Here is a 26,228-nt window from a genome sequence, read left to right on the forward strand (position 1 = left end):
GCGCGTCGTCAGAGAGTGAACTCGAATCATTCCGTACCTTTCGTTCACCTACGACGCTACGAACTGGACTGCATCTGCACATCGGGCTTTAGTCTCGAAAAACTGACGAGGCAGTACCAGAGCCCACACCCACATAGTCCTCGAGTGCTGGCTGACACCGCTGTTCCCTCTGCATGAGAATCGGACGGCCGTGCACGAGCATGGCGACCCTCAGCGGACCGCGACGAAGTCGGAGGACATCAAGAAGCGGTCTACTTCGATCCGGAGAGCGACCCGGGATGCATTGGGTCGGGGCTCGCGGTAACGCGCGGAGTAGCAGCTCACGGCGCGCGCAACAGAGACTTCATCGGTCATGACCGTAGCCGTGCCTTCGATCGTTGACCAGTGACGCCCGCTCACTTGGCAAGCGGCGACCTTGTCATTGACGCTCAGGTGTTTCACCTTGTGTGAGTGCTCGTTGGTAATAACCCACGCGCACTGCTCCTCCAGGTCCAGAGCGACACCTACCGGCACGAGGTGCGGTCGGCCATCGGCGCGAACCGACGTGAGTGTGCACAAGTGCCGCTCAGTCCAAAAGTCCAAGAGGAGCGATGGGAAGTTGGCCCAATCCGGTTTCCACGAAGTCACATGCTCATCCTCGCAGGTACACCGCTGTCGCCCGTCCAGCCTCCCCGCTGAGGGCACGACGCGCCCGCCGCCGCCGCGCAGGTATCTCATTCTGTTCCTCCAGTCCGCGTATCGGATCCCGACGGGACGCCTCAGCAGACTGCGTTCAACCCTCATGGCGATCAACAAACGCTGCTGGTCAGCGGCTCCCATGATCCGTACTGGTGCACCAGATGAATGTCGATGTCGAGGAGGAAGCACGCAGAGGCGGTACTCATCTCTCTGGTGTTCACTTCCTCGGGAGCCGACGCCGTAACTCGGACGATGCCGGTGATGCGATCGGTCTCCTGCGTGAATTCCTCGGTGGCGACTGTTACGGATGTGTCCGTCGAGGACAACCGTGCTTTCTTGATCGCGTCGACCACGGCATCCGTATCAAGAGATTCCGTCCGCGGTTGGCTGCCGTCGCTGTTGTGATAGAGCAGCCATCTGACGTCTTGATTGAGTGTGAGAACACCGCGCTGCATCGCCCAGGCGGCGGCCGCGTCTCGATTCCATGTGGCCGGCTCCGAGGGGGGTGCCCACTCCGACAGGGGGTGGGGGCAGTCGAATGGTGTGGACGTGACTGTGTCACCCGTTCGCTCTATCGATGCGCAGCCGGTACCGATTACCAACTCCTCAGTACTGAAATCCCGATCGGCGTCAGAGCTGAACGGCCCCGGCCCAGGACCAGGTACGTCCGTGCGCCAAATAGCGATCCGGGCACGATTCATCGACGAGTCGATGACACGATAGACCTCACCCGAAGAGGTGAAGCGGGCACGCAAGCCGGCGCTGGGTTCGTTGAACGCGCGCAGGTCAGCCATCGTGGCGACCTCGTCGAACTCAGCGATCTCCGGGATGGCCTCCTTCAACTCGGCGGAGACCTCTGTCCTCCCATCGCAGCCGCTCAACAGTGATGCCACGGTGATTCCGCACAACGTAGCGCCGACAACCCGGACCAACAACGATGGGCGGATCGGGCGAATCTTCGGCGTCGGTGCAAGCAGTTGTGCGTCACTCATGATCAGCAGTGCTCCCCCCGGAGACGCTTTGCCGCATCGCTGCGGCCGCCTCGCGGAGCAACTGTTCCCGATCGAGGTCCGTCGTCGCACGGCGTGCGGCGACCTCGAACGCAGTGGCGGCCTCGGCGACGCGCCCCGCCCGAAGGAGCATGTCCGCCCGGGCCGCAGGCAGGAGATGTGAGGGGGAAAGTCGCGGATCCGCGTCAAGGGCGTCGAGCTCCTCAAGGGCGGTTTCAGGGCCGGTCGCCATCCCGACCGCAATGGCGCGACTGACGGCGACGACCGGCGACGGCGATAACGTGACGAGCGCGTCGTAGAGGTGCACAATTCGCCGCCAATCAGTCGCGCCGGGGGTCTCCGCTAGTGCGTGACAGGCGGCTATCTCGGCTTGGATCCGGTAGGACCTTCGCTTCTTGTCTGGCGCCGGCGGAGTGAGGAGTGTCAGGGCCTCGTTGATCGCTGACCGGTCCCAGAGCGATCGATCCTGATTCTCCAGGGTGAGCTGCTGCCCGTAGGGGTCACGGCGCGCGGCGCGGCGCGATGACTGGAGCAGCATGAGCGAGAGAAGGCAGCGTGCCTCGTCGCTGGCGGGCGTGAACCGCACCACATTGCGTGTCATCCGGATTGCGGCATCCGCCAGGTCAGTTCGGCTCGCATCACTGTACCCCTGGTTGAAGAGCAGGTAGAGCACAGCGAGGACTCCCTCGAGACGTTCGGGGAGCAGATCCGCGGTAGGGACCCGATAGGGAATCCCTGCGTTCGTGATCTTCTGGCGAGCTCGCACGAGGCGCTGGGCCATGGTGGATTCCTGCACGAAGAAGGCGGATGCGATCTCACCGGTCGTTAGTCCGGCGACGGCCCGCAAGGTCAAAGCGACCCGACTCGGCAGTGCGAGTGCGGGGTGGCAGCAGGTGAACAACAGCCGCAGTTGTTCGTCAGACAGGGTCGCTTCATCGATCTCAGCAAGCTCATCTGTCTGCACCGTGAGGTCGGCTACGTCGCGGAACTTTTCGCGCTCAACGGCGGCGTGCCGAAGGCGGTCACGCGCTTTGTTGCGGGCAACCGTGTACAGCCAGGCGGCCGGACGGTCCGGGATGCCGGACCGCCAGGCCACCAACGCGGACGCGAAGGCATCCTGCACGCAGTCTTCAGCGAGAGTCCAGTCGCCGGTCATCCCGACAAGACCGCCGACGAGCCCGCCCCATTCAGCGCGGTGCAGGTCGTCGAGCTTCGCACTCAGCGAGGGCTTCGTCAATCGAATGGCCAAATCGGTCGAAGTTCAAGTCGGCCGAATCGAGCCATCGGGTGCTTCGACGCGACCTCGATTGCCTCGTCGAGGTCGGCGCATTCGAGCACATCGTATCCGGCGATCCACTCCTTCGATTCGGTGAACGGACCGTCGGTCACCAACAACTCCCCGTTGCGCACGCGAACCGTTGTGGCATCTTCGACAGGCCGTAAACGGTTGCCGTCAATCCACACGCCGCGGGCACCGACTTCCTTACCCCAGTCTTCAATCCGGTCGTCCTCAGCGGAATACGGCTCACCCTCGGGGTCGGTTGCCACAAACATCACGTATCGCATCAGTTCTCCTTTTGTTTGAAGGTACAGAGATACGACGTTCCAGTTCGAGCGAATTCGACATACCCGCAGAAGTTTCCAACAAACTGGTGCTGGTTCGACCGGTGTGGTGGCCTGTGGCCTCCCTCAGCTTGGTGTTGCTGTGTTTTGTTCGTCGCTCGATTGCGGTCTTAGCCGGTTGTCGCGGGGGTCGCCGCGGTTTCCATGGTCAGTTCAAGGCCGCCTTCGATCTCGCGAGTGGTGAGCGACGCCTTGATGGCGGAGAGCTCGTTGATGTTTCCGATGTGGGTCCCGCCGCAGGGGATGTTGGTGAGTCCGGTCGGGAGGTCGCAGACCCAGGTGCGCCGGGCGGAGAGTGTCTGATCATCTCGGTCGATTCGTACGTCTCCGCCGGCTGCGATCCATTGCGCGAGCTGAATGTTGACACGTTCCGCGACTGCCGGCGGGGCGTCGAGGGCGGTGGGTGTGAAGCCCTTGCGGCGTAGCGATTTGCCGATCCGGTAGGTGTCGGTAGACCGATGCGGGTGTATCCGTGAGCGCTGAATGGCTAGCGAATCGAAAGCCGGATTACCCAGCGCGTCGGTGGGCGCCGTCTTGCTCCACGCCGATGAAAGCGCTGCATCGAGCGCGAGTGCGGCGAGATGGCATGCGGTGTGAGCAGCCGAGAGCGCCGTACGGTACCCCTGATCGACGTCGATCTGCACCTGTTCGCCGATGGTTGGTGGCGCGCCCTCAATGATGTGAGCGACGACGAAAACCCATCCGTCAGTTCCTGTGCGGACAGTGAGATCTGCGCCGAGGTGAAGTTCGCCGTCGAGGATACCGCCGACAACTGCGTCGGCGATGGGCTGTTGGCCCTGCATTGCGGTGAGGAAGCCTCGGTCGGAGGGCTGATCAGGCCACGCGTTGTCGACCGGGTGGAAGGCTGTTGTGTCGACGAGGACCGCAGATCGACCGTCAGAGAACGGTTCAACGTGGAGCACGGTTCCTGTGGAGCTGGTCGCTCCGCCCGGGTAGGTGACGATGGTGTCTGACGTGGGTAAGGCCATGCGTTTTCCGTTCTTTCGGGGCGTTCGCAGCGTAGCCTCAATCACTTGAAGCTTCTGGGACGTCACTCGGGGCGCTTTCGAGGACGCGTGGATGAGCATAAGCGTGGATGAGGACCAGCATTGAGGCCTCCCGATGCGGCCGCGACGAGGAATCTGACGCGGCCGGTCTAACATGCGAGTATGACGAATCCAGCTCCAATCGACGACATCGCGATCGGTGGTGAGGTCATCCGCCTCGGGCAGTTCCTCAAGTTCGCAGGACTCCTCGACTCCGGTGGAGACGTGAAGGAGGCCATCATCGATGGCTTTGTCACAGTGAACGGTGAGGTCGATCGTCGTCGTGGAAGGCAACTCCAGCTCGGCGACGTCGTCAGCTTCGAAGGACGCAGGGTTCGCGTCTGCAGGTAATCTGCGGTCTGATCTCGATCAGCGCAGCGGTCCTGGTGATTCTCGTTCTCATCGTTATCGTGCGTGCCTATTTTCCTCGGGCGGAGCCGGAGGGATAGCGGCTCCGCTCACTCAGCAGGGCACAGCCGACACTTCCAGACGCGCAGCAAGCGTCGGGCGGGCGCGGCTCTGAGCCAGCAAGAGAATGGCAGCCTACGGGACGATGTGCCCAGCCGCACGGAACAGCTCGTACCACTCAGCGCGTGTCAGCGGCAGGTCCGAACCGAGTGCCGCGCCGGCCACCCGTTCCGGACTGGTGGTGCCAAGCACGACCTGCATCTGGGCAGGGTGCCGGGTGATCCAGGCGGTCGCGACCGCGATCGGCGGCACGTCGTACTGGGCAGCCAGCCGGTCGATTGCGGCGTTGAGCTCCGGGTATTCGTCCGAACCGAGGAAGACGCCGGTGAAGAACCCGGCCTGGAACGGCGACCACGCCTGAATGGTGATGTCGTTCAGCCGGCAGTAGTCGACGATGCCACCGCCATCGAGCGTCACCGACTGCTGCTCGGCGAGCATGTTCGCCGCAACACCCTGGGTGACGATCGGCGCGTGCGTGATGGAGAGCTGCAGCTGGTTCGCGACGATGGGCTGACGCAGGTAACGCTTCAGCAAATCGATCTGCCGGGGCGTGTGGTTGGAGACGCCGAAGGCGCGCACCTTTCCTGCAGTCTCGAGCTCGTCGAACGCCCGCGCGACTTCTTCGGGTTCGACGAGGGCGTCCGGCCGGTGCAGCAGCAGGATGTCGATGCGGTCGGTCTGCAGGGCGTCGAGCGATCCGTTCACGGACTCGATGATGTGGTCGTACGAGAAGTCGAAGTAGGGCCCGTCGCCGACGATCCCGGCCTTCGTCTGGATGGTGACGGCATCGCGCTCCGCCGGGCTGAGCTTCATCGCTTCAGCGAAACGGCGTTCGCATCCGTGCAGCTCATTCCCGTACACGTCTGCGTGGTCGAGAAAGTCGATTCCCGAATCCCGCGCCGTGCGCACGAGCTCCTGAACTTCATCATCGGACTTGTCGGCGATGCGCATCAGGCCAAGGACGACGTTCGGCGCGACGATCTCGGTGTTCGGCAGGGTGAAGGTTTTCACGGGGTGTCCCTTTCGAGGTGGTGTCTCCGGCTGTAATTCACGACACTCCGGCATACGCCGGCATACGCCGGCGTGCGCCGATCCTAGCGCCACGGATGCCGTCACTCCCGCTCGCGGATTCCCAGCGGAGTGGCGGATTCGGTCGATTAGACTGACCGAATCGTGGCGGGCACAGGTGCCCGGTTTCCACGCGACACCCGGGAGACACCGCTGTGACGCTGACAGCCGAACCGAACACACCGGTCCAGCCGGCCGAACTCTCCCGTGCGCACGACATTCTGACGACAATCGTCCGGGCTTACGGCACGAAGGTCGTCGGCCAGTCGAGCCTCCGAACCAGCCTCCTCGTCGCGCTGATGACGGGAGGGCACGTGCTCCTCGAGAGCGTGCCTGGCCTCGCCAAGACCACGGCGGCCGAGGCGATCGCCGAATCGGTGCAGGCACGGTTCAAGCGCATCCAGTGCACCCCGGACCTGCTGCCGTCCGACATCCTCGGCACCCAGATCTACGACCCGGGCACCGGGCGGTTCGACACGCAGCTCGGCCCGGTGCACGCCAACTTCGTTCTCCTCGACGAAATCAACCGGTCGAGCGCGAAGACCCAGTCCGCGATGCTCGAGGCGATGCAGGAACGCCAGACGTCGATCGGCGGCGTGAACTATCCGCTCCCGCACCCCTTCCTCGTGCTTGCAACTCAAAACCCGATCGAGCAGGAGGGCACCTACCACCTGCCCGAAGCCCAGCTCGACCGGTTCCTGATCAAGGAGATCCTCGGCTACCCGAGCCTCACCGAAGAAGCCGAGATCGTGCGCCGGGTCAACTCCGGACTGTACGACGCAGAGTCGCCTGCCCAGTCGCACGCGAGCATCGACGACGTTCTCTTCCTGCAGGGTCTCGTCCGTCGGGTGTACCTCGATCCGTCGATCCTGAACTACATCGTGCAGGCCGTCTTCGTCTCGCGGAATGCCTCCCAGTACCTCGAGCCGGACCTGGCCGGGTACATCCAGTACGGCGCGAGCCCGCGGGCGTCGATCGCATTCAGTTCCGTTGCTCGTGCTCTCGCCCTGCTCAACGGCCGCGACCACGTCATCCCGGAGGACGTCAAGTTCTTCCGGCATCAGGTGCTCAGGCACCGCCTCATTCTCGGCTTCGAAGCGGCCGCAGACAACGTCGAACCCGAGACGATCATCGACGCGATCTTCGCGACGATCTCCGTGCCCTAGGACCCAGCGTGGACGAGCTGCTCCACCGGGTGAAGACACGGCTGGCGATCCGCGCCCACCGAAAGGTCCGCGGCATGCTCGACGGGGAATACGTGTCGCTGTTCCACGGCAAGAGCCTCGACTTTGATGACCTTCGTGCCTACGCACCGGGAGACGATGTCAAGGACATCGACTGGAAGGCCACCGCCCGCGTCGGATCGCCGCTCACCAAGCGCTACATCGCCACCCGCAAGCACGCCGTTCTGCTCATCGCCGACACCGGGCGTGACTTCGCCGCCCTCTCGACGGGTGGAAACCCCAAGCGCGACATCGCGATCCTCGCCGCCGGAGTGATCGGGTACCTCGCCGTGCGTCACGGCGATCACGTGGGTCTCGTTGCAGGAGACGAGACCGGCACGGAATACATGCCGCTGAGGGGGACCGAGTCACATCTCGAACGCCTCCTTGCCACTGTCCAGAACCGGACGAGCCTCTCCGCGGGTGCCAGCCGACTGGCGGCACAACTCGACTACGTGCGTCGCACTTTCCGCCGCCGGATGCTCCTCGTCGTGCTCGCAGACGACGGCGCCATGTCTGCCGACCGCGACGAAGACCTGCGCCTCCTCCGCCGCCTCCACGCCCAGCACGAAATTCTGTGGATCACCATCGGTGACGCCGATCCGACCCTCGAGGAGTACGCCGACAGCACCCTGATCGACGTCGCCGACGGAAGGGAACTCCCGCCCTTCCTCCGCAGGGACGCCGCACTCCGCGAAGACTTCGCCGCAGCCGTCGCCACCCGCACCCGGGCATCCGCTGACCTGCTCGAGAAGATCGGGATCACCAGCATCCGCCTGACGAGCGAAGACACGGTCGTTCCCGGTCTGTTCCGGCTCCTGGAGGTGCACAACCATGCCAGACGTTGACGGCTACTTCCCACCGACCGGTTATGCGCCGATCTGGGGCATCCTCGGTGTCATCCTCCTCGCCCTGATCGCCGCCTGGTACGTCTTCCTCTGGTGGTGGTCAGGACGCAAACACCGGATGCCGCGTGAGGCGCACGCAGCAAACGCGATTGAGCAGGCGGGCCGGCTCAAGGGCAAGTACCACGGTCTCATCGACGAGGTCGAGGAGGCGTGGCGTGCAGACGAACTGACCACGAGGGCAGCGCACCAGAAGCTCGGGACGCTCGTGCGGTTCTTCGTGTTTGAGTCGACCGGCCGTAAAGCGCACGTGATGACCCTCGAAGACCTCAACGAGGCCAACCTGAGGTCGGTCGCCGATGCGATCGAGCAGTATTACCCGGCTGAGTTCGCCGCGGTCGAACAGGGCGACGTTCCCGAGTCTGCCGGAATCGCGCGCGAGGTGGTCGGCACATGGAACTGATCTACTGGTGGCTTCCTCTGCTGTGGCTCGTGGTCATCGCTGGCGTGATCGGGTTCTCTCTGTGGCTGGGCGCCAGACGGCGGGAGAAGGCCCGCACCCTTGCCGTTCCGGTGGCGCACTCGGAACGACTCACCGAGCTGCCGGCGTACCGTTCTGCGCTCCGCCGCTATCGCGCCGCCCTCGTCGGGACTGCGATCGTCCTCTCGCTTGTGCTGTTCGCTGCCGTCGTGATGAGCTCCCGCCTGGTCAGCATCACGAGTTACCAGCCGGAGATGCGCAATCGAGACATCGTGCTGTGCCTCGATGTGTCCGGCTCCATGATCGACTACGACGCGGCGATCGTCCGCACCTTCCGCGAGCTTGTCGATGAGTTCGACGGCGAGCGGATCGGACTCGTACTCTTCAACGCGTCCGCCGTCACCTATTTTCCGCTGACGAGCGACTACCGGTTCGTCCGCGAACAACTCGACTACCTCGAAAACGACCTGTCGTCGCCGCTGTCGGACTACGAATTCATCAACGGCACCCTGCTCGGTGAAGGCTCGTCGTTGATCGGCGACGGTCTGGGCTCCTGCGTCATGCGGTTCGACGACCCCGAGAGTGAACGGTCCCGCTCGGTCATCCTCGCCACCGACAACTACGTCGCGGGTGAGCCGATCCTCACCCTTCCTGAGGCCGGGCAGTTCGCTCGGGAGCGCAACGTCCGGGTCTACGGGATCAACCCGGGCGACGTCTCGAGCAAGGACTACATCGCCGGCTACGCGCGCGAAATGGAGCGGGTCGTGCGGGGAACCGACGGGGGCTACTTCGCCCTCGAGGACCCCTCAGCGATCCCATCGATCGTGGACGGCATCGAGGAGCAACAGACAACACTCCTCACTGGGGAACCCGTTCTCGTGCGGACGGACGAGCCCGTCGTGCCGTTCCTGCTCAGCCTGTTCGGCACCGGGCTGCTCATGTACTTCGGCTGGAGGTTGAAGCGATGACGTTCTCGCCTCTCCTCCCTCTCGGGATGCTCGTGGTACTGCTCGGCGCTCTCGCCCTGTTCGCGATCGTGCAGTTCGCGCGTGCGCCCCGGCGTTCAGGCTCCTGGCACTGGCTTGTGCGCCTCGGCATGGTCCTTCTTCTCTTTGGAATCGCGCTGCGCCCGTCACTGGCATCGAACGATCAGCCATCAGCGGCATCGGGTGATGTCGACGTTTATTTCGTCGTCGACACCACGAGCAGCATGGCGGCGGAAGATTTCGGTGCCGACAGCGAACCACGCCTGGTCGGCGCCCGGGCCGATATCGCCGACATCGCCGAGCGCCTCGTCGGTGCGCGCTTCTCGCTCATCACGTTCGACGCCGAAACGGTGCAGCGACTGCCACTCACCACCGACGCCTCTGCCCTCGTCTCGGGGGCGAATGCCCTCAACCAGGAGGTCACGGTGTACTCCGGCGGCAGCAGCATTTCAGCACCGGTTCAGTACCTGGCCGAGCGGCTCGCCGTCGAGGCCGAATCGAATCCCGACCGCACACGGGTGATGTACTACCTCGGCGACGGTGAGCAGACGGTCGCCGAGCCCCCCGGCTCGTTCGAGCAGCTGGATCCGTTCATCGACGAAGGGGCCGTCCTCGGCTACGGCACGGAGGCGGGCGGTCGTATGCGCCAGTTCAACGGGTATGACACCGACGCCGAAGCGCCGTACATCACCTGGTTCAGTGACTCGGGAGCGCAGGATGCCGTCTCGAAAATCGACGAGATTGCGTTGAGAGGGATCGCCACCCAGCTCGGTGTCGGCTACCTCCATCGGGATGGGACTGAATCCGTCGACGCGGCCATCGGCTCGATCCGAGTCGGAAACGTGCAGGCAGACACCGGCGCACCGGTCGGAACCCCTGAGTTCTACTGGGTCTTCGCTCTCGGGTTCGGGATGCTGGCGCTCACCGAAATCGGCGCCCTCGCGGTGGCGTTGCGTGACCTGCGCCGTCTGGAGGGGGAGAGCCGTGCTGGTTAAGGCACCGTCGTCGCTCAAGCGCACGAGACGCAGGATGTTCCTGTTCTCGCTGCCGGTCGTGCTCCTCGCCCTCTTCGTGGCCTGGAAGCTTCTCAGCATGCCGATCCTCGCTGACCGTGCCATCGAAACGTGGGAGCGGGGTAATTACGAACGCAGCGTCGAAGCATCCGACTCACTGATGTTCCTCAACGTCGCCGAGGACTGGATTCCCTGGTTCAACCGCGGAACAGCGAACGCCAGCGCCCAGTCCTTCTCAGAGGCGACCGATGATCTTGCCAAGGCACTCGAACGGGCGCCGGAGGAGCGGCGCTGTGACGTTCGGGTCAACCTCGCCCTCGCGTGGGAGATGCAGGGCGATGCCTACTTCGACGCCGGATACTTCGCCGGGGCGAGAAAACTCTACGAAACGGCGAAGGCTGTGATCGATGCCGGAGCAGAGGAGGGCTGCTTCGAACAGGAGCCGCCGGAGGAAGACGAGGAGCCGGAGCAGCAGGAGCAGCCGGACACCGCCGAGAAACTCGAGCAGGCTGACGGGCGCGTCACTGAGAAACTGCGGCAGAGCGAGCAGCAGGAGGGGGAACAGCAGCCCGATGGCGACTCCGGCGAGCCGGACGCAGACGACGGAAACTCGAGCAACGGCAAGGTCGACGAGCTCCAGGAGAGGAGCGAGGAGGCCGAGAAGGAAAAACAGAACCAGGACTCCACCAAGCGTGGGCAGGACGGAAGCCGCGACTATGTCGAAAAGCCGTGGTGACGCGGGCGATAGCATGGACGGGTGGTTACCCGTCTAACGAACTTTTTCCTGAAGACCCTCCGTGAAGACCCTGCAGATGCCGAGGTGACGAGTCACCGGCTCCTCGTTCGGGCAGGCTATATCCGACGGCAGGCGCCCGGCATCTTCGCCTGGCTGCCGCTCGGTTTGCGTGTGAAGGAGAAGATCGAGCGCATCGTCCGCGAGGAGATGACCAACGCCGGCGCCCACGAAGTTCACTTTCCGGCGCTGCTGCCGCGGGAGCCGTACGAGATCACCGGCCGCTGGGACGAGTACGGAGACGGCCTGTTCCGGCTCAAGGACCGCAAGGGCAGCGACATGCTCCTCGCCCCGACGCACGAAGAAGCCTTTGCGCTCCTCGTCAAGGACCTGTACTCCTCGTACAAGGAACTGCCCCTGTCGATCTACCAGATTCAGGACAAGTACCGCGACGAAGCACGGCCGCGGGCAGGCCTGCTTCGCGGTCGTGAGTTCACGATGAAGGATGCCTACTCCTTCGACTACACCGACGCCGGACTCGACGCGAGCTACCAGATCCAGCGCGACGCCTACGAGCGCATCTTCACCCGGCTCGGCCTCGAGTACGAGATCGTCAAGGCGGATGCCGGCGCGATGGGCGGATCGAAGAGCGAAGAGTTCCTGCACCCGACACCCGTCGGTGAGGACACCTTCGTCCGGTCCGCCGGCGGATACGCTGCCAACGTCGAAGCGTGGGAGACCGAGGTTCCCCCGTCTATTCCTGTCGAGGGACAGCCGGCGGCAGTCGTGCACGACACTCCGAACACACCCACCATCCAGACGCTCGTCGACCTCGCCAACGCAGAACACTCGCGCGAGGACGGCGCAGCCTGGACTGCTGCTGACACCCTTAAGAACGTCGTCCTGTCGCTGCGCGCCCTCGACGGAACGCGCGAACTCGTCATCGTCGGACTCCCGGGTGACCGTGACGTCGACCTCAAGCGCGCCGAAGTCGCCTTCGCGCCCGCCGAGATCGAAGCGGCCACCGAGGCGGACTTCGCCAAGCACCCCGGGCTCGTAAAGGGCTACATCGGGCCGTGGGGCGAGAACGGCGCCGTCCTCGGCGAGAAGTCGGCCACCGGCATCCGTTATCTGCTCGACCCTCGCGTGGTGGAGGGCACCAGCTGGATCACCGGTGCCAACACCGACGGCAAGCATGTGTTCGGCCTCGTCGCCGGTCGCGACTTCGTCGGCGACGGCGTTGTCGAGGTGGCAGACGTCCGGGCGGGCGACCCCGCTCCCGACGGCTCCGGCCCGGTGGAACTGGCGCGCGGTATGGAGATCGGGCACGTGTTCCAGCTCGGCCGCAAGTACGCGGAAGCGCTCGGGCTCAAGGTTCTCGATGAGAACGGCAAGCTCGTCACCGTGACGATGGGTTCCTACGGCATCGGCATCACGCGGATCCTCGCGATCATTGCCGAGCTCAACAACGATGACAAGGGTCTGATCTGGCCCGAGTCCGTCGCTCCGTTCGACGCCTATGTGGTCGCAACGGGTCGCGACGCTGCCGTCTTCGAGGCGGCGGAGACCGTTGTCAGCCAGCTGGAAGCATCCGGATTCGACGTCCTCTTCGATGACCGCCCGAAGGTTTCTCCCGGCGTGAAGTTCGGTGACGCAGAACTGCTCGGTATCCCGAAGATCGTGATCGCTGGCCGTGGCGTTGCAGACGGACTGGTCGAGCTGTGGGACCGCCGAACCGGGGAGCGCACCCCGGTCCCGATCGCCGAGGCTGCTGCTCGCCTGCGCGACTGAACCGCTGCACTCTCGAGAACGCTGTTCGCCGTCGGGCGGGCAGCGTTCTTGCGTAGGAGTGGTGGTTTCGGCAGGCCCCCTGGTGTCGAATCACCACACTGTGCTGTTCGGAAGCCACAGGAGCGACAGGCCGTGGTGATTCGACGGATGCCGCGATCCCACGGCCGCGCGCGACCTATCGATCGGTCCGAAAGGGCGGTTCGTGGTCGACGTGGGCGACCCTTTGGGACCGCTCGAATCCGTGAACGACCCTTTGGGACCGATCGACGGACCGACCGACCGATCTGCTCGGCAGGTGACTACCGGCGGGCTCGCTCAACCTTCGGCGGCACCACACGCAGCGGGCCGGTGACGCTTCGTTCGTCGGTCCAGCATTCGACGTTGCGCAACTCCGGCAGACGATCCCGAGTGAAGACGGGGTCGATGCCACGCGATCGCTGCTCCGAGTAGTCCTTGAGGAGCTTGAACGCCACGGTGCCGAGCAGGCCGATGGCGGTGAGGTTCACGAGGGCCATGATGCCCATCAGGCCGTCGGCGGTGTTCCAGATCAGGTCAGTGGCGAGCACCGAACCAGCGAGCACAGCGAGCACAGCGAACGCACGGTAGACGGTGAGCACGATCGGCTTCGAGGTGATGAACTCGATGTTGGACTCGCCGTAGTAGTAGTTGCCGAGGATCGAACTGAACGCCAGCAGGAACACGATGGCACTCAGGAGAACGCCGGACCACGTCCCGAGCGAGTCGGTGACAGCGTCGAAGGTGAGGCCGATACCCCGTTCGGCGTTGGCCAGGTCAGGGGTGGAGACAAGGATGATGAACGCGGTGATCGAGCAGATGAGGAAGGTGTCGAAGTAGACGCCGAGGGTCTGCACGAGACCCTGCTTGACCGGGTGGGTGACGGCGGCGGATGCTCCGGCGTTCGGAGCAGAACCGAGACCGGCTTCGTTCGAGAACATGCCGCGCTTGACGCCCTGGAGGATGATCGTTCCGATCGCCCCGCCGGCGACCTGCTGGAAGCCGAACGCGCCGGCGTAGATTTCGCCGAACACCCGGGGTACCTCGGTGACGTTCATGCCGACGATAAGCAGACCGATGAGGAGGTACAGCAGCGCCATGAGGGGCACGATCGCCTGGGTGACGGAGGCGATCCTGCGCACGCCGCCGAAGACGACGAGCCCGGTCAGGAAGGCGAGAGCGAGACCGATGACCCAGGGCAGCCACGGGATGTCGACTCCAACGGTGCTCATAACGGTCGCGCTGATCGTGTTGGCCTGAAGAGAACTGAAAGCGAACGGGAAGCAGCAGATCAGAACGACGGCAAAGACGATCCCCATCCAGCGTGCGCCCAGTCCGCGTTCCATGTAGTACGCGGGGCCACCGCGGAACCCGTCCTTGTCCCTGGTCTTGTACAACTGGCCGAGAGTGGATTCGACGAAGCTTGATGCGCCGCCGATGAAGGCCATGGTCCACATCCAGAACACAGCTCCCGGGCCGCCGATCGCGATCGCGGTCCCGACCCCGGCGATGTTGCCGACACCGACGCGTGAGGCTGCCGAGATGGTGAAAGCCTGGAACGCCGACACGGACTGTGCCTTGCCTTCTTCGTCGAGCGGGGTTTTGTTCGTCAGGGTCCGGAACATATCCGGAATGAGCCGCAATTGAACGGCTCTGGTTCTGACCGTGAAGTACAGACCGAGTAGTGCGACCACCGGGAGCAGTACCCAGGTCCAGAGTCCGTCGCCGAGGGTGAGCACCAGATCGTTGATCGCATCCATGAGGGAACACTAGCGCGCCGACGCAGGATCGTCCCCGTTTGGGGCACATGGATTCGTCCCGACGCGGAGGCTCCGAACCGATTTCGAAACCGGAACTCAACCGTTATCAGGGATTTCCCCGTGCGGTCGATACGGCCACCATCTTCAGGATCAGCGGCGTCCGATCAGCGGGTCCGCATGTGGAGAGGTCCACGTACACCTGGGACACGGCAGTGATTTCTGTCGGAGACGATGAATTTCACCGACGTACTCGATTACTTCGAACGGACCGACCACGAACGAGGCGGTGCAAATCGAAACGGCTGCCGGCACCCTCCGTTTTGAACGACAACTGCTGACGATTCGCGACACGACAAAGTGGTGACGGATGCCTGCAGGGTCGGGTAAGTTAGAAGATCGATCCGCCAGTGCAGAAGTGGCGGTGGCAGCTGAATAGAGGGGTACCCCGGTGGACATCGATCTCAACGTACTGAAGATGATGGAGCGGGAAAAAGAGATCCCATTCGATGAGCTCGTCGAGATCATCGAACAGGCCATTCGCACCGCATACGTGAAGAGCCAGACCGAACCCGGTGAAGCAGAACCCGAGGTCCGCGTCGAGCTCAACCGCAAGACCGGCCACGTTGCCGTCCTCGTGCCCGAGCTCGACGATGAGGGTGTCGTGATCGGTGAGGCCGAGTCGACGCCAGAGGACTTCGGCCGCATTGCCGCCTTCGCCGCCAAGCAGGTCATCAACCAGCGACTTCGCGACCTCGCGGACGACGCGATCCTCGGTGAGTTCAAGGGCCGTGAAGGCGACATCGTCGCCGGGGTCGTGCAGCAGGGTCCGAACCCGCGCATGGTGCACATCGACCTTGGAACCATCGAGGGCATCATGCCCCCGGAGGAACAGGTCCCGGGGGAGGAGTACCGTCACGGTGCCCGCATCCGTGTGTACGTCACGAGTGTCTCGAAGGGAATGAAGGGCCCGCAGATCACACTGTCGCGCACCCACCCGTCGCTCGTCCGCAAGCTCTTCGCTCTCGAGGTGCCCGAGATCGCATCGGGTGTCGTCGAAATCGTCTCCCTGGCCCGCGAAGCCGGCCACCGCACGAAAATCGCCGTTCGCGCGAACGACCCGAGTGTGAACGCCAAGGGCGCCTGCATCGGTGAACTCGGGCGCCGCGTGCGCGCCGTGACCGAGGAGCTCGGCGCCGAGAAGATCGACATCGTCGACTATTCGCCCAACCTCGCCACCTTCGTTGCCAACGCCCTGTCTCCGGCCAAGGTCACGAGTTCCTTCATTCTCGATGAGTCGACCAAGGCCGTCCGTGCCCTCGTTCCCGACTACCAGCTCTCGCTCGCGATCGGCAAGGAAGGGCAGAATGCCCGCCTCGCTGCGAAACTCACGGGCGCGAAGATCGACATCCAGCCGGACAGCATCCTCGAAGACGACTGACCTCTCTACCGCGCCGGGCAACCCGGCCCAGCAGCAAACAGGGGGTGCTAGGATGGAACCCGTTAGAACGTGCGTCGGATGCCGCACGCGCGCCGACAGGTCCTCCTTGTTGAGGATCGTCGCCCAGGATTCAAAACTCGTGGTGGACCCCACCGCGACGTTGCCTGGTCGAGGAGCGTGGTTGCATCCGCAAATCCAGTGTTACCAACTCGCAGTGAAGCGGCGGGCCTTCGGGCGTGCCTTTCGCGAGAGCGGGAAGCTCGACACGGCAGCACTAGAAAATTCAGTACGAGAGAACAGGCTGAACGGCTAATGGACAACTAATGAGCGGCTCGAAATGAGACCCGTCCGTAACTAACGGTCTGCCCTGTCTGGGTGGACCCAGACAGGAGAATTGTGGCTGGAAAACCACGCGTACACGAGATCGCATCTGAACTCGGTGTCGACAGCAAGGTAGCCCTTGCGAAACTGAAGGAACTGGGCGAATTCGTCAAGTCCCCCTCATCAACCGTCGAGCCCCCCGTGGCCCGCAAGCTTCGTGCTGCCCTCGAGGCAGACGGCGCGAAGCCGGGCGGGGCGGCTCCCGCAGCCTCCAAGACTGCAACGAAGTCAGCAGCAAAGCCGGGCTCGCGCCCGACTCCTGCGCCCGCACCGGCACCCACTCCGGCACCGGCACCCGAGGTCAAGGAAGCTCCGGCCCCGGCAGCACCCGCTGCTCCGGTTGCTCCCGCCGCTGAGGCGCCTGCCGCTCCGGCCGCAGAAGCTCCCGCGGCGCCTGCCGCAGCGGATGAGAAGCCGGCAAGCCCCGGCGGACCTCGCCCAGGTGCACCGCGTCCGGGTAACAACCCGTTCGCCAGTGCGCAGGGTATGGGTCAGCGGCCCGCGACGCCGCGTCCGGGTAACAACCCGTTCGCGAGCGCGCAGGGCATGGGCCAGCGCCCGGCAGCTCCGAGCCCCAGCAACATTCCCCGCCCCCAGGCACCTCGCCCCGGTTCACCGCGGCCAGGCGCACCACGTCCCGGCGCACCCGGACAGCGCCCTGGTGGCTTCCAGCGTCCCGGCGGCGCAGGTCGCCCGGCCGGCGGCGGCTTCCAGCGCCCCGGTGCCCCCGCAGCGGGTGGCTTCCAGCGCCCAGGTGGTGCTCCCGGAACCCCCGGTTCGAACTTCGGCCCCAACCGCCCAGCTGGTGGTGGCGGTCGTGGCCGTGGCCCCGGCGGTGGAACCGCTGGTGCGTTCGGTCGCGGAGGCGGCAAGAGCAAGTCACGCAAGTCGAAGCGGGCCAAGAGGCAGGAATTCGAGCTCAGGGAAGCTCCGTCGCTTGGCGGCGTGAGCGTTCCCCGCGGCGACGGAACAACCATTGTCCGTCTGCGCCGCGGTGCTTCCATCTCGGACTTCGCCGACAAGATTGACGCGAGCCCAGGAAACCTCGTCACCGTTCTCTTCCACCTCGGTGAGATGGCAACGGCGACGGAGTCCCTCGATGAGGCGACCTTCGGCGTGCTCGGTGAAGAACTGGGTTACCGGATCCTCATCGTTTCCCCCGAGGAAGAGGATCGCGAGCTTCTCGAAGGCTTCTCCATCGACCTCGACCAGGAGCTCGAAGACGAAACGGACGAAGACCTTCAGGCTCGTCCTCCCGTTGTCACCGTCATGGGTCACGTCGACCACGGTAAGACCCGCCTGCTCGACGCGATTCGGAACGCGAACGTTGTCGCCGGTGAAGCCGGTGGCATCACCCAGCACATCGGTGCGTACCAGGTTCACGCCGAGCACGAGGGCGTCGACCGCGCTGTCACCTTCATTGACACCCCCGGCCACGAGGCGTTCACCGCCATGCGTGCCCGAGGTGCTCAGGTCACCGACATCGCGATCCTCGTGGTCGCTGCCGACGACGGAATCATGCCGCAGACGATTGAGGCGCTCAATCACGCCCAGGCTGCGAACGTTCCGATCGTTGTCGCGGTGAACAAGATCGACAAGGAAGACGCCAACCCGCAGAAGGTGCGCCAGCAGCTCACCGAATACGGGCTGGTTGCCGAAGAGTACGGCGGAGACGTCATGTTCGTCGATGTCTCTGCGCGGAACAACATCAACATCGACAAGCTCGTCGACGCTGTGCTGCTCACCGCGGACGCCGCGCTCGACATGCGAGCCAACCCGAACAAGGATGCCCGTGGTGTCGCGATCGAGGCCAAGCTCGACAAGGGTCGCGGTGCTGTTGCGACAGTCCTCATCCAGTCGGGAACGCTGAAGGTCGGAGACCCGATCGTTGCCGGAACCGCTTACGGACGCGTCCGTGCCATGGCCGACGAGAACGGTGACGCGGTTGAATTCGCGACGCCGTCACGTCCGGTCCAGGTGCAGGGTCTGTCCTCGGTGCCTCGCGCCGGTGACACCTTCCTCGTCACCGACGATGACCGTACCGCTCGCCAGATCGCCGAGAAGCGTGAAGCAGCGGAGCGCAACGCCCAGCTGGCCAAGTCCCGCAAGCGCATCAGCCTTGAGGACTTCACCCGTGCACTCGAAGAGGGCAAGGTTGAATCGCTCAACCTCATCATCAAGGGTGACGTCTCCGGTGCCGTTGAGGCACTCGAGGAGTCGCTGCTCAAGATCGAGGTCGACGACTCGGTGCAGCTTCGCATCATCCACCGCGGTGTCGGTGCTGTTACGGAGTCGGACGTCAACCTGGCGACCATCGACAACGCGATCATCATCGGCTTCAACGTGCGCCCCGACCCGAAGGCACGGGAACGTGCCGCTCGCGAGGGTGTGGACATCCGGTTCTACTCGGTCATCTACAACGCCATCGACGATGTCGAAGCAAGCCTCACCGGCATGCTCAAGCCCGAGTACGAAGAAGTCCAGTCCGGTGTCGCCGAAATCCGCGAGGTGTTCCGCTCCTCCAAGTTCGGCAACATCGCCGGTGTCATCGTTCGCTCGGGAACCATCACGAGGAACGCGAAAGCTCGCGTCATCCGCGATGGTGTCGTGCTCGGCGACAACCTCGCCATCGAGTCGCTGCGCCGGTTCAAGGACGACGTCACCGAGGTCCGTACGGACTTCGAGGCTGGTATCGGCCTCGGCAAGTTCAACGACATCCAGATCGGTGACGAGATCGAAACCACAGAGATGAAAGAGAAGCCGCGCGGCTAGCTCACCATCGACGGCTGCGGCAGCCCCCGGACACTGAGGTGTTGGGGGCTGTCGCAGCCGGTTTTACCGATTCGACAAGAACGGCTGAAGGAGAAGATCATGGGTGAGAACCCCCGAGCACGCAAACTGGCTGACCGCATCCAGGAGATCATCGCGAAGCGCATCGAGCGCGGGATGCGGGATCCCCGGCTCGGTTTCGTCACGATCACGGATGTCAGGGTGACCGGCGACCTCCAGCACGCGAGTGTTTTCTACACCGTGTACGGCTCCGACCAGGAACGTGCGGACTCCGCGGCTGCTCTCGAAGCGGCCAAGGGCATGTTCCGCAGCGAGGTGGGCAAGAACATCACGGCGCGGCTCACACCGAGCCTCGAGTTCATCCACGACGCGCTGCCCGAGAACGCGAAGCACCTCGACGAGTTGCTCGCACAGGCTCGTGAACGTGACGAGTCGATCGAAGCTCTCAAGTCGACGGCGACCTACGCCGGCGACGAGGACCCGTACGTCAAGCCGCGCGTGATCGCGGAAGACGACGACCAGATCTAGAACGTTGCTACCCGGACAGGGCTGCGTGTTGCCTCAGGGCAGGACGTAGCCCTGTTCCTGTTGCACGGCGAGTCCGTCCGTGACGAGGCCGGCGAGTGCGCGGTCGCGCTGCGCGGCATCCGCCCACAGCGAGTTGATCTCGGTAACGGTCACCGGCACGTGGGCGGCCCTGAGTTCGGCCATGATCAGACCGCGGACGTGGCGGTCACTGCCCTCGTACTTCTTCTGCACCGTTTTGCGCTTGCCCTCGAACGGCGGGTAGCCCGCCTGGCGCCACGCGCAGGCATCCGCGATCGGGCAGTCGTCGCAGCGCGGATTCCGTGCCGTGCAGACGGTCGCGCCGAGTTCCATGATGCCGGCGTTGAAGGCGTGAGCGTCGACCAGGTCTTCCGGGAGCAGGCTCTCGAGAGCGGCAAGGTCACGTCGAGCCGAGGGTGGGCCGGGTTCGCCGTCACCGTCGACCGCCCGTGCCAGCACCCGTCTCGTGTTGGTGTCGACGACCGGATGCCGCGATCCGTACGCGAAAACTGCGACGGCTCGGGCGGTGTAGTCGCCGACGCCGGTCAGAGCGAGCAAGGCGTCGACGTCATTGGGCACGATCCCGCCGTGCCGTTCGGTGATCTCGACAGCGGCCTGGTGCAGCCAGAGCGCACGGCGAGGGTAACCGAGGTTCGCCCACGCCCTCACTGCCTCGCCGGCCGGCTCTCTCGCGAGGTCTGCCGGGGTGGGCCACCGCTCGAGCCACTCGGCCAGTCGGGGAATCACGCGGGCGACCGGCGTCTGCTGGAGCATGAACTCGGAGACGAGTGTGCCCCAGGCAGGGAAGCCCGGTTCGCGCCACGGCAGCTCCCGCCCGTTGTCGGCGAACCAGTCGATGATTCGGCGGGGAATGTCCGGGGGAGTGCGCATCGATTCCAGAGTAAACGCTGGGCGCCCGTTCTCTTACCGTGTCAAACGGCAGCCGGTAGTGTCGAAGTCATGAGACTGGTCACGACTCCGCGGGTGGAACTGTTGCGCGAACTGCGGGCTGAAATCCTCCACAACTATCGGGTCGGCCGGGTAATCGTCGGCGTCGACGGGATCAGCGGCTCGGGAACGGCTGCGTTCGCCGATGACCTGGCCGAGGTGTTCCGCGAGGACGACCGCGCCGCGTTTCGTGCGTCGATCGATGACTTCCACCGCCCGCGTGAGGAACGCTACGCTCGCGGCCGGGCCTCCGCCGAGGGGTATTACCTCGACTCGTTCGACTACTCACTGTTCCGGCGGGTGCTCGTCGAACCGTTCCGTCTCGCGGGGAGTGCCGGGTTCCAGCTCGTCGGGTTCGACGAGGAACGCAACGTGGGGGAGGAGATGCGCTGGGTCACCGGCCCCAAGGATGCGATCCTGATCGTCGACGGGGCGTTCCTGCTGCGGCCAGAACTCCGGGGCATCTGGCACTACTCGATTCTGCTCGACGTGCCTGTCGCTGAGGCTTACCGTCGGCTGCAGAAGTCGATCGGGGCGGACCCCCGACCGGATGCCGCGTCCAATGCCCGTTACGTCGGCGGGCAGAAGCTCTACGCGGCAGACGCGACACCTCGCGCTCATGCTTCGGTCGTGATCGACAACACAGATGAGGCGCACCCGGCGCGCCAGTTCCTCGACAGCTGCTGAGCGGCATCCGCCGGTCGCTGGGCCTCAAATTGAGGAGAGTGCTTCAAATTCAGGAGATCTGAGGCGACACGCGGTGTGGGAGCGCTCTCGTACGGCGTGTCGCACAAGATCTCCTGAATTTGGAGTTCCGTGCCGTGGATCGCCGGCGTCGACGGATGCTGCGGGTGAGCGCGCGGGTGAGGTGACGGATGCCGTGGGCTCAGCGGGCGAGCCGCTCGCGGACCTCGGCCGGGCTCAGGAACGTGCCCGTCCGCCCCACCTCGTGCACGAGTTCCGTGAGCGTCGCGTTCACCGGAGCATCCCGCCCGGTCAGCCGCGCCTCGCGCACGACCGCCCCGTTGAGAAAGTCGATCTCGGTGCGCTGCCCGCGTTTGAGCGACTGTAGCGTCGACCCCGGGTTCGGCACCGACCCCATGCGCGCAGCGAACCGCAGCGGCAGCAGCTGGCCGAGCAGCACAGGCATTCGGGCGAACAGCCGAAGGTTGCGGTCGCTGAGCCCCTGGAGCGACCCGAAACGGATGCCACGGGCAACGCCGGTGCGGACGGCCTCCCGCATGCTTCTCGTCATCACCATCCGCAAGCCGCGGTCGGCGATCACCTCCTGCACGCTCCGGCCGGTGATCGCGGGGAGGGCGTTGAGCTGGTTCACGATCAGCTTTGTCCACTGCGCGCCGACGAAGTTCCCGATCGGCTCGGCTGGGAACGCCTGAGCCAGTTCAGTCGTGAACCGCAGCACCTCGGCATCCGGTTCGCCCGTGCCGCGACCGACGTAGGTTGGGGCAGGGGTGGTCACGGTCACCGATCCGGGTTCGAGATAGGACGCCGCGATGATCGAGAGTGCACCGAAGCATGAAGATGTCGGAAGCGCGGCGCGCGCGGCGGACACCCCGTCGAGCCCGTTCTGAACGACCAGCACCGGGATTCCGTCGAGCGCGCGGCCGTGTTCCGCGAGGGCCGCGGCGGTATCCTGCGCCTTCACGGCAAGCACAGCGAGATCTACCGGCGTCTCGAGCGCGGGAACCGCAAGAAGACGCCGGGTTCGCCAGTCGCCGAAGCCGCCGGTGAGCTGCAGCCCGGACGTTCGGATCGCGTCGAGCTGGGCGCCCCGGGCGACGAGGATCACCTCGTGCCCGGCCCGATCGAGGAGGGCGGCAAAGGTGCAGCCGAGTGCCCCGGCTCCGATCACGGCGATTCGCATTCCGCCAGCCTACGATCCCCGGCCGCCTCTTCGCGCTGAGCGCCTGTGGGAAGATGGTCTGTCGTCAGCAAGCAAAAGGAGTGCAGTGAGTTCCGGAATTCTCCTCGTGGACAAACCCCAGGGGATCACGAGCCACGATGTGGTTGCACGGACCCGCAAACTCGCCGGCACTCGCCGCGTCGGGCACGCCGGAACGCTCGACCCGATGGCGACGGGCCTGCTCATCCTCGGAGTGAACGCGTCGACACGGCTGCTCACCTTCGTCGTCGGTCGCGACAAGGAATACGTCGCGACCATCCGCCTCGGCCAGTCGACGACCACCGACGATGCTGAGGGCGACATCGTCGCGACCGCGGACACGGATGCCGTGGCGGCGATTTCGGATGCTGCCATCGCCGCAGGGGTCAGCGACCTCACCGGCGACATCAGCCAGGTCCCGTCGAGCGTCAGCGCCATCAAGGTCGACGGCAAGCGCGCGTATGCCCTCGTGCGCGCGGGCGAGACCGTCGAACTGAAATCCCGCCCGGTCACCGTCTCTGCCTTCGAGTTGCTGGAGCGCCGCGACGGCGACGGCACCATCGATCTCGACGTGCGGGTCGAATGCTCGACCGGCACGTACATCCGCGCCCTCGCCCGCGACCTCGGAACAGCCCTCGGCGTCGGCGGTCACCTCACCGCCCTCCGCCGCACCCGGATCGGACCGTTCGACGTCGCCAACGCGCCGAAACTCGATGATCTCGACGTGGCCGCCAGTCTCGTGGCGCCCGCCGACGCGGCATCCGTTCTCTTCCCGGCCATCCCTCTCACCGAGAGCCAGGCGGTCGACCTCGGTCACGGCAAGCGGATCGACGCCGATAACCTCGCCCTGCCCGGCGAACCCGGTACGGACGGGCTCTACGCCGCCGTCGCACCCGACCGCCAGCTCGTCGGCCTCGTCCGGATCATCGACGGTGTCGCGAAGAGCGCCGTCAACTTTCCCGCTGAATCACAATCGGATGCTCCGGACGGGGGAGCAAAGTGATCGTCTGGTTCACGACCGCGCAGGTCGCGGTCGCCGTGCTCGCTGGTCTGCTCTGCCTCGCACTCGGGTTCGCGGGCCGCAAACCCAGCGACCTGACCCTCGGGGCCCTCGCACTCGTGGAACTCCTGCTCGTGGTGCAGCTCGTCATCGCGATCGTCGCACCGGCCGTGGGCAACGAGCCCGTCGGCAACATGCTCGAGTTCTACACCTACCTCGTTTCTGCGTTGATCCTCCCGCTCGCCGCCGCATTCTGGGCACTCATCGACCGAACCAAGTGGAGCACGGTGGTTCTCGGAACCGCCGCTCTCGCGATCGCCGTCATGGTCTACCGGATGCAGCAGATCTGGGTTACGCCGCTCGGCTGAGCGGCACCGAAGGGCGCCCAGATGGCGAATACACTGGAAACGTCATGATGAAGAACACTGAGACGGCACCGGCCGCACCCGCGACCCCGGAGGCACAGCCGACTCGGATCTCGGGCATCGGGCGGGTCCTCGTCGCCGTCTACGGCGTCCTCGCCCTCGCGGCGACGGGCAGGTCATTCGTCCAGATCGTCGGCAAATTCTCCGAAGCCCCGCTTGCGTACACGCTTTCGGCCCTCGCTGCCGTCGTCTACATCGTCGCGACCATCGCGCTCATCAAAAGCGGTTCCGGCTGGTACCGCGTGGCATGGATCGCCATCGGTTTCGAAATGCTCGGCGTGCTCGTTGTCGGCCTGCTCAGCGTGATCGACCCGCAGCTCTTCCCGCACGACACCGTGTGGTCGTACTTCGGCCGCGGTTACCTGTTCATCCCGCTCGTCCTGCCGATCCTCGGCCTGTGGTGGCTGGCCCGACACCGTCCGGCTCGAGCCGCATGATCACGTTCTCCTCCCTTCCCGAGGTTCCCGGCGGCTTCGGCCCCTCGGCCGTCACGATCGGCAAGTTCGACGGTGTCCACGCCGGGCACCGGGCGGTCATCACCCGACTGCGCGAAGCGGCAATCGCCGAACAGCTTCAATCGGTCGTCGTCACGTTCGACCGGCATCCGCTCGCATTTCTCGCACCGGAGAAGGCGCCACCCGCCCTCGTCGGCCGGGACCAGAAACTCGACTTGCTCGCGAGCACCGGTGTCGACGCGACCCTGATCCTCGCGTTCGACCGCGAACTGGCGCTGCAATCCGCGGAGGACTTCGTCACGGGCATCCTCGTCGACACCCTCGCCGCCCGCCGGGTCCTCGTCGGCAGCGACTTCCGGTTCGGTCACCGGGGTGCCGGCGACGTCGCTCTCCTGAAGGAACTCGGCCGCACCCACGGCTTCACCGTCGAGGTCATCGACGATGTCTCGCCCAAGGACGGCAGGCGAGTCTCCTCCACCTGGATTCGCGAGCTGCTCGCCGAGGGGCGTGTGGCGGATGCTGCGTCGCTGCTCCAGCACGCACCGTGCGTTCGCGGCATGGTTGTTCACGGGGCGAAGCGGGGTCGGGAACTCGGCTATCCGACGGCGAACCTCTCACCCCAGAGCCAGGGCCTCATCCCGGCAGACGGCGTTTACGCCGGCTGGCTGCAGGTCGGAGATGTGCGGTACCCGGCAGCGATTTCGGTGGGCAACAACCCTACGTTCGACGGTGTCGCGCAGAAGCAGGTCGAAGCGTACGTCCTCGACGAGGACATCGACCTGTACGACCAGATCGTCGATGTGCAGTTCGTCGAACGAATTCGCGGCATGGTCGCGTTCACCGGCATCGAGCCGCTCATCGTCCAGATGGGCGACGATGTCGAACGGGTCCGCCAGATCCTCTCCTGAGCGGGCTCAGGCCAGCCCGGGAGCCGGTGCGGGAGCGAGCACACTCGTGGGCTCGGGCGGTTGCATCGCCTTGCGCCCGTTGAGGAACAGAACGATGCTCGCGGCGTCCGCGACGATTTCAGACCCCGAGCCGATGCGCCAGCCGGCGTCGAGCGCGACGAGAGTGCGGTGCTTGAGCAGCGCCCGCGTCGACCGTTTCGCCTTGAGCGCACTCATCGTCGCGACCCGATGCGTCGTCTCAGAGGCGAACGGCAGCGTCACCTGGAGCGGGTGAAGCGCGTCATAGCCGTGAATGACCACTTCCGCGAGCTCTCCGACGTTGAGCCTGCCCCGACCGGCCGCACGGTCCTTCGCAATCGCCCGCAGTTCCCGCCGGAGTTCATCGGTCCCGCCACTGTCGGCGATGCCGCGTGCGATGTCATCGAAGGAATCCATCGGGTTGACGTGATGTCCGGCGACGGATGCCCGCACCACGTCGCCCACGAGCCTCACCGATCCGGTTCCCACGCGCCAGACGAGGTGCGCGATCGTGTCCTTCACACTCCAGCCATCGCACAGGCTGGGTGCTGCCCACTGTGACGCCGTGAGTGAGTCGAGCCCGCCGGCCACGATCTCGAGCGCGTCAGACAGCCGGGCACCGCGGGTCACGTCTGAAGGTTGGGAGGCAGAACCGAACTCGGGCATGACTTCACCC

At 65.0% G+C, this 26,228-nt stretch carries 27 protein-coding genes; 17 read left to right on the forward strand and 10 right to left on the reverse strand.

The window, feature by feature from the left end; all coding sequences use genetic code 11:
* Positions 1-210: 210 nt before the first annotated feature.
* The 5 genes from ACWA1Q_RS04590 to ACWA1Q_RS04610 form a co-directional block, all read right to left on the reverse strand.
* Positions 211-819, reverse strand: coding sequence for a pyridoxamine 5'-phosphate oxidase family protein (locus tag ACWA1Q_RS04590; RefSeq protein ID WP_463759904.1), 609 nt, complete (start codon positions 817-819; stop codon positions 211-213).
* Positions 789-1,670 (reverse strand): hypothetical protein, encoded by an 882-nt coding sequence (locus tag ACWA1Q_RS04595; protein ID WP_463759906.1) that lies wholly within the window; start codon positions 1,668-1,670, stop codon positions 789-791. The genes ACWA1Q_RS04590 and ACWA1Q_RS04595 overlap by 31 nt, the downstream gene beginning before the upstream one ends.
* Complete coding sequence (locus ACWA1Q_RS04600) at positions 1,663-2,925, reverse strand: RNA polymerase sigma factor (RefSeq protein WP_463759908.1); 1,263 nt, start codon at positions 2,923-2,925, stop codon at positions 1,663-1,665. Before ACWA1Q_RS04600 ends, ACWA1Q_RS04595 begins: the two co-directional genes overlap by 8 nt.
* Positions 2,922-3,254: a YciI family protein gene (locus ACWA1Q_RS04605; RefSeq protein WP_463759909.1), complete on the reverse strand. Its 333-nt coding sequence runs from the start codon at positions 3,252-3,254 to the stop codon at positions 2,922-2,924. Before ACWA1Q_RS04605 ends, ACWA1Q_RS04600 begins: the two co-directional genes overlap by 4 nt.
* Before the next feature lie 167 nt (positions 3,255-3,421).
* Positions 3,422-4,300, reverse strand: a complete 879-nt coding sequence (locus tag ACWA1Q_RS04610; RefSeq protein WP_463759910.1) for an alanyl-tRNA editing protein — start codon at positions 4,298-4,300, stop codon at positions 3,422-3,424.
* Positions 4,301-4,480: 180 nt separating this feature from the next.
* Here ACWA1Q_RS04610 and ACWA1Q_RS04615 point away from each other — a divergent pair, with 180 nt between their 5' ends.
* Positions 4,481-4,708 carry an RNA-binding S4 domain-containing protein gene (locus ACWA1Q_RS04615; RefSeq protein WP_463759912.1) on the forward strand — a complete coding sequence of 76 codons (228 nt, stop codon included), beginning with the start codon at positions 4,481-4,483 and terminating at the stop codon, positions 4,706-4,708.
* Between the two features lie 192 nt (positions 4,709-4,900).
* On the opposite strand, the gene ACWA1Q_RS04620 is transcribed toward ACWA1Q_RS04615, so the two are convergent.
* Positions 4,901-5,836, reverse strand: coding sequence for an aldo/keto reductase (locus ACWA1Q_RS04620; protein ID WP_463759913.1), 936 nt, complete (start codon positions 5,834-5,836; stop codon positions 4,901-4,903).
* 212 nt (positions 5,837-6,048) lie between these two features.
* Here ACWA1Q_RS04620 and ACWA1Q_RS04625 point away from each other — a divergent pair, with 212 nt between their 5' ends.
* The 7 genes from ACWA1Q_RS04625 to ACWA1Q_RS04655 are packed head-to-tail and all read left to right on the forward strand — an operon-like array spanning position 6,049 to position 12,965.
* Positions 6,049-7,059 carry an AAA family ATPase gene (locus tag ACWA1Q_RS04625; RefSeq protein WP_463759916.1) on the forward strand — a complete coding sequence of 337 codons (1,011 nt, stop codon included), beginning with the start codon at positions 6,049-6,051 and terminating at the stop codon, positions 7,057-7,059.
* An 8-nt stretch (positions 7,060-7,067) separates the two neighbouring features.
* Positions 7,068-7,964, forward strand: coding sequence for a DUF58 domain-containing protein (locus ACWA1Q_RS04630; protein ID WP_463759917.1), 897 nt, complete (start codon positions 7,068-7,070; stop codon positions 7,962-7,964).
* Positions 7,951-8,424: a hypothetical protein gene (locus ACWA1Q_RS04635; protein WP_463759919.1), complete on the forward strand. Its 474-nt coding sequence runs from the start codon at positions 7,951-7,953 to the stop codon at positions 8,422-8,424. Before ACWA1Q_RS04630 ends, ACWA1Q_RS04635 begins: the two co-directional genes overlap by 14 nt.
* Positions 8,415-9,410: a VWA domain-containing protein gene (locus ACWA1Q_RS04640; protein ID WP_463759920.1), complete on the forward strand. Its 996-nt coding sequence runs from the start codon at positions 8,415-8,417 to the stop codon at positions 9,408-9,410. The genes ACWA1Q_RS04635 and ACWA1Q_RS04640 overlap by 10 nt, the downstream gene beginning before the upstream one ends.
* Entirely contained in the window at positions 9,407-10,423 is a 1,017-nt protein-coding gene (locus ACWA1Q_RS04645) for a vWA domain-containing protein (RefSeq protein WP_463759922.1), read from the forward strand. Before ACWA1Q_RS04640 ends, ACWA1Q_RS04645 begins: the two co-directional genes overlap by 4 nt.
* Positions 10,413-11,177 carry a hypothetical protein gene (locus ACWA1Q_RS04650; RefSeq protein ID WP_463759923.1) on the forward strand — a complete coding sequence of 255 codons (765 nt, stop codon included), beginning with the start codon at positions 10,413-10,415 and terminating at the stop codon, positions 11,175-11,177. The genes ACWA1Q_RS04645 and ACWA1Q_RS04650 overlap by 11 nt, the downstream gene beginning before the upstream one ends.
* A gap of 21 nt (positions 11,178-11,198) precedes the next feature.
* On the forward strand, positions 11,199-12,965 hold the full coding sequence (locus ACWA1Q_RS04655; protein WP_463759925.1) for a proline--tRNA ligase: 1,767 nt from the start codon (positions 11,199-11,201) through the stop codon (positions 12,963-12,965).
* 299 nt (positions 12,966-13,264) lie between these two features.
* Here ACWA1Q_RS04655 and ACWA1Q_RS04660 read toward each other — a convergent pair whose 3' ends face one another.
* Positions 13,265-14,740, reverse strand: a complete 1,476-nt coding sequence (locus ACWA1Q_RS04660) for an alanine/glycine:cation symporter family protein (protein ID WP_463759927.1) — start codon at positions 14,738-14,740, stop codon at positions 13,265-13,267.
* Between the two features lie 448 nt (positions 14,741-15,188).
* On the opposite strand from ACWA1Q_RS04660, the gene nusA reads away from it, so the two are divergent.
* The 4 genes from nusA to rbfA all read left to right on the forward strand — a co-directional run bounded on the left by nusA (position 15,189) and on the right by rbfA (position 19,877).
* Entirely contained in the window at positions 15,189-16,178 is a 990-nt protein-coding gene (nusA, locus tag ACWA1Q_RS04665) for a transcription termination factor NusA (RefSeq protein WP_463759929.1), read from the forward strand.
* A 52-nt stretch (positions 16,179-16,230) separates the two neighbouring features.
* Positions 16,231-16,491: a YlxR family protein gene (locus tag ACWA1Q_RS04670; protein WP_463759930.1), complete on the forward strand. Its 261-nt coding sequence runs from the start codon at positions 16,231-16,233 to the stop codon at positions 16,489-16,491.
* 83 nt (positions 16,492-16,574) lie between these two features.
* Positions 16,575-19,331: a translation initiation factor IF-2 gene (gene infB, locus ACWA1Q_RS04675; RefSeq protein WP_463759932.1), complete on the forward strand. Its 2,757-nt coding sequence runs from the start codon at positions 16,575-16,577 to the stop codon at positions 19,329-19,331.
* 99 nt (positions 19,332-19,430) lie between these two features.
* Positions 19,431-19,877 (forward strand): 30S ribosome-binding factor RbfA, encoded by a 447-nt coding sequence (gene rbfA / locus ACWA1Q_RS04680; RefSeq protein WP_121673469.1) that lies wholly within the window; start codon positions 19,431-19,433, stop codon positions 19,875-19,877.
* A gap of 33 nt (positions 19,878-19,910) precedes the next feature.
* On the opposite strand, the gene ACWA1Q_RS04685 is transcribed toward rbfA, so the two are convergent.
* Positions 19,911-20,786: an HhH-GPD family protein gene (locus ACWA1Q_RS04685; RefSeq protein ID WP_463759933.1), complete on the reverse strand. Its 876-nt coding sequence runs from the start codon at positions 20,784-20,786 to the stop codon at positions 19,911-19,913.
* A gap of 69 nt (positions 20,787-20,855) precedes the next feature.
* On the opposite strand from ACWA1Q_RS04685, the gene ACWA1Q_RS04690 reads away from it, so the two are divergent.
* Positions 20,856-21,530: a nucleoside/nucleotide kinase family protein gene (locus tag ACWA1Q_RS04690; RefSeq protein ID WP_463759934.1), complete on the forward strand. Its 675-nt coding sequence runs from the start codon at positions 20,856-20,858 to the stop codon at positions 21,528-21,530.
* Between the two features lie 199 nt (positions 21,531-21,729).
* On the opposite strand, the gene ACWA1Q_RS04695 is transcribed toward ACWA1Q_RS04690, so the two are convergent.
* On the reverse strand, positions 21,730-22,728 hold the full coding sequence (locus ACWA1Q_RS04695) for a ketopantoate reductase family protein (RefSeq protein ID WP_463759935.1): 999 nt from the start codon (positions 22,726-22,728) through the stop codon (positions 21,730-21,732).
* Between the two features lie 85 nt (positions 22,729-22,813).
* Between ACWA1Q_RS04695 and truB the strand changes: the two genes are divergently transcribed.
* From truB to ACWA1Q_RS04715, 4 genes are read left to right on the forward strand one after another with little or no spacing between them, the layout of a single operon-like run.
* The gene (truB, locus tag ACWA1Q_RS04700; protein WP_463759936.1) at positions 22,814-23,749 is read left to right on the forward strand and encodes a tRNA pseudouridine(55) synthase TruB; all 936 of its coding nucleotides are present in this window, start codon (positions 22,814-22,816) and stop codon (positions 23,747-23,749) included.
* Positions 23,746-24,114: a hypothetical protein gene (locus ACWA1Q_RS04705; RefSeq protein WP_463759937.1), complete on the forward strand. Its 369-nt coding sequence runs from the start codon at positions 23,746-23,748 to the stop codon at positions 24,112-24,114. Before truB ends, ACWA1Q_RS04705 begins: the two co-directional genes overlap by 4 nt.
* A 47-nt stretch (positions 24,115-24,161) precedes the next feature.
* Positions 24,162-24,608: a hypothetical protein gene (locus ACWA1Q_RS04710; protein ID WP_463760770.1), complete on the forward strand. Its 447-nt coding sequence runs from the start codon at positions 24,162-24,164 to the stop codon at positions 24,606-24,608.
* Positions 24,605-25,534 carry a bifunctional riboflavin kinase/FAD synthetase gene (locus ACWA1Q_RS04715; RefSeq protein WP_463759939.1) on the forward strand — a complete coding sequence of 310 codons (930 nt, stop codon included), beginning with the start codon at positions 24,605-24,607 and terminating at the stop codon, positions 25,532-25,534. Before ACWA1Q_RS04710 ends, ACWA1Q_RS04715 begins: the two co-directional genes overlap by 4 nt.
* Positions 25,535-25,540: 6 nt before the next feature.
* Here ACWA1Q_RS04715 and ACWA1Q_RS04720 read toward each other — a convergent pair whose 3' ends face one another.
* Positions 25,541-26,218: a maleylpyruvate isomerase family mycothiol-dependent enzyme gene (locus ACWA1Q_RS04720; RefSeq protein ID WP_463759940.1), complete on the reverse strand. Its 678-nt coding sequence runs from the start codon at positions 26,216-26,218 to the stop codon at positions 25,541-25,543.
* Between the last annotated feature and the right edge of the window lie 10 nt (positions 26,219-26,228).

This window comes from Mycetocola sp. TRD_SC_2 (assembly GCF_055361225.1).